The sequence below is a fragment of the Bacillus cereus group sp. Bc031 genome (assembly GCF_027716265.1).
Lineage (GTDB): Bacteria > Bacillota > Bacilli > Bacillales > Bacillaceae_G > Bacillus_A > Bacillus_A paranthracis.
In genome coordinates, this window is record NZ_JAQFUL010000181.1 from 1 (window position 1) to 2,494 (window position 2,494).

The window sequence follows — 2,494 nt, forward strand, 5'->3', positions numbered from 1 at the left end:
TAACTATCGTGGCAGAAGTAGGAACTGGTGGGTTAGCATCACCAATTGTTATTCCATTAGATATAGCAGCAACAGCTACTGGGGCTAGTCTTTTTGCGCATGGTGGATTTGTTTGGAATAAATCGATTCAAAATGCTAAGGATACTATTCAAAAAATCCAGTCTTCTGGTGGAGGTAAGGGTGCGAGTAATCGAATACCTTCTTATGGAAAAGATTCTGTACCTAAAGGTCCATACCGTGAAGTAAATGGTTATCCAATAAAAGTGAAAGCAGGAGCTCAAGAAAAGCATATTCCTGATACACCGAACTATAAACAAGAATTAGCAAATGGAAAAAATAAGAGTATTTTCTATGGTGATAATAAAATAGTGCAAGAATTGCTTGATAAGTTTGCCGGGAAAGGTGAACTATTAAAAAACGGTAGAGAAAGAGTAGACTTTGGTGAGCCAATAGGAAAATATTATGACCGCAATACTGGTGAATACCATGAGACTACTAAAGGGTTGATCCATTATGGAAAAGATGGCGCTCATATAGTACCATCAAGACCATAAAAATCATAAGAAAAGAGGATGCAAATGGGGTACGATTCTTTAATTGGAACATTAATAAATTATGAACATAGTGACATGATACTAGAATGGAAAAGTGGATTGAGGATTATTGGAGAACTAGATACAGTTTTTGAAACAGACAATGGACTAGATGAGGATGATATAAATTATACAGAATATGATGCAGCTGTATTTAGAGTAAATAATATTTTATCTCGACCTAATACAAACGAAGGTACTGTATATAATTGGTTAAAACAAGAAAAAAGTTCATTGGTTGAAATTTCTCTCTATGATGATCCACCAAGTGCAGTATTTTTAACTGACGGAAAAAGAGTATGGGAAAGAGAAATATGTAAATAATAGGTGGTATTTAAAATGAGACCTTGATTGGCATATATACCAATCAAGGTTTTTTTCTATGTTTTTACACCTGTAAAGGGTGTTCATCAGTGGTACGAAATTGGTTACAAGAAAAAGAGACGGATGAGAGTATGAGTGTACTTAGGATATCTAATAAGAAATCTCAATGCCGTTTTTGTGAAAAAACATGGATTGAATGCAATGAAAGAAATATTCTTGAATATGGCAAGGCAGAAGGACCTACACCTGAACAACTTTATAAAAAGTATGGTTCATGGGAAAATGTGATATATGGCAGTTTAAAAACAAATCCAGCAATGGATGTCATAGTATGGGAGGAAAATAATTATGAAAGAAGAAAAAATACAAGGTAATATAAAGTGGATTACATACAATAATTTAAGATTTAGAATAGAGAAGGTTAATGATGATTCATCCGTAATTTGGGTTTCTGATAATTTTGTGAATTTACGTTTTACCTTAGTAATGAATGACTTTTTAAGTAAATGTAATGATAAAATAGTAAAAGGAATTGATGGATTATACGAAAATACAAATGCAGAGTCAAAGATCAAATACGTTATAGATGAAGCTAAATTTGGTAGTTCACAATTAGGAAAAACTAAAGATGGACGACAAATGTCAAATGATTGGTTGAAAGGTTCTGAAACTGGAAAAAGTAGAATATTAAAAGCTGTTGAGGGAGATGAAGTATTAGCTGAACAGATTACGAAAGCCTTGAAAAGAGGTAAAGTTGAAAGAGTATTATCAAAAGTTGATAGTAGTGGAAAGGTTAAAACATTTAAGATAGATGCAAAGGGTAACATCGTTGGAGAGTGGCCATAATCTAGAAGCGAGGAGGAATTAAAAAGAATGAGAGATCATTTATGTATAGAAGAAAAATGTAAAAGGGGAATAGAATATCATAAAGAGTTTATCGAAGAAAATAGAGAAGAGATTAAAAGTTTAGAAGAAGATGAAAAAAATGGTATTCAAAGATATCCTAATGATAACAAAAGTATTATATTAGAAAATTATTTGTCGAATTTTATACATGAGATGAACGACATTAGGGCAATGTATTCTTTAGGAGAAGACATTAGTAAAATGGAAGTATATTTTTATAATGCGATAGATGATTTAGAGTATACAGGAGCTAGCAAAGTGGGTTATATATATATGCTTTGGATAATTTCTTTAGGAATTTTGTTAGAAACGGATAAAAAGAATATAGAAAGATTAAAAAAGATAGTTGATAAAAAAAATATGAACGACGCAGTAATTGATTTCCTCTTATGCGCTAGTGATATCGGATACACAAACATGACGAACAGATATTATAAAGAAAATCCATATGCAAAAACGAAAGAGATTATAGAACTTGCACAAACAGATAAAAAAGAAGCGTCTAAAAGATTACAAGTGTATATGGAGAAAGAATGGTTTAAAGGCCATTATGATTATGAATGGAAAAATGCGCATAAAGAACCTGGATATGTGGGGTATTGGAGCTTTGAGACAGCTGCAATAGTAAAGATACTCGGACTTGATGATACAAGTTTAAAAGATAATAATCA

At 31.9% G+C, this 2,494-nt stretch carries 5 protein-coding genes; all 5 read left to right on the forward strand.

Features of this window, described 5'->3' with window-relative positions:
* Positions 1 to 554 (forward strand): polymorphic toxin type 50 domain-containing protein (locus tag PDQ33_RS28645; protein WP_270702982.1); only part of this gene is annotated, 554 nt, incomplete at its 5' end.
* Positions 555 to 578: 24 nt separating this feature from the next.
* Positions 579 to 917 carry a hypothetical protein gene (locus tag PDQ33_RS28650; protein WP_061130397.1) on the forward strand — a complete coding sequence of 113 codons (339 nt, stop codon included), beginning with the start codon at positions 579 to 581 and terminating at the stop codon, positions 915 to 917.
* Between the two features lie 89 nt (positions 918 to 1,006).
* On the forward strand, positions 1,007 to 1,291 hold the full coding sequence (locus PDQ33_RS28655) for a hypothetical protein (RefSeq protein ID WP_002025991.1): 285 nt from the start codon (positions 1,007 to 1,009) through the stop codon (positions 1,289 to 1,291).
* The gene (locus tag PDQ33_RS28660; protein ID WP_116777231.1) at positions 1,266 to 1,763 is read left to right on the forward strand and encodes a hypothetical protein; all 498 of its coding nucleotides are present in this window, start codon (positions 1,266 to 1,268) and stop codon (positions 1,761 to 1,763) included. The genes PDQ33_RS28655 and PDQ33_RS28660 overlap by 26 nt, the downstream gene beginning before the upstream one ends.
* Before the next feature lie 27 nt (positions 1,764 to 1,790).
* On the forward strand, positions 1,791 to 2,494 hold a 704-nt coding region (locus PDQ33_RS28665; RefSeq protein ID WP_270702979.1), incomplete at its 3' end, for a PoNi-like cognate immunity protein.

Excerpts from the sequence above, each read along its gene's own strand:
- PDQ33_RS28660 (WP_116777231.1), top strand. The coding sequence starts at position 1,266 with ATGAAAGAAGAAAAAATACAAGGTAATATAAAGTGGATTACATACAAT.
- PDQ33_RS28650 (WP_061130397.1), top strand. The coding sequence starts at position 579 with ATGGGGTACGATTCTTTAATTGGAACATTAATAAATTATGAACATAGT.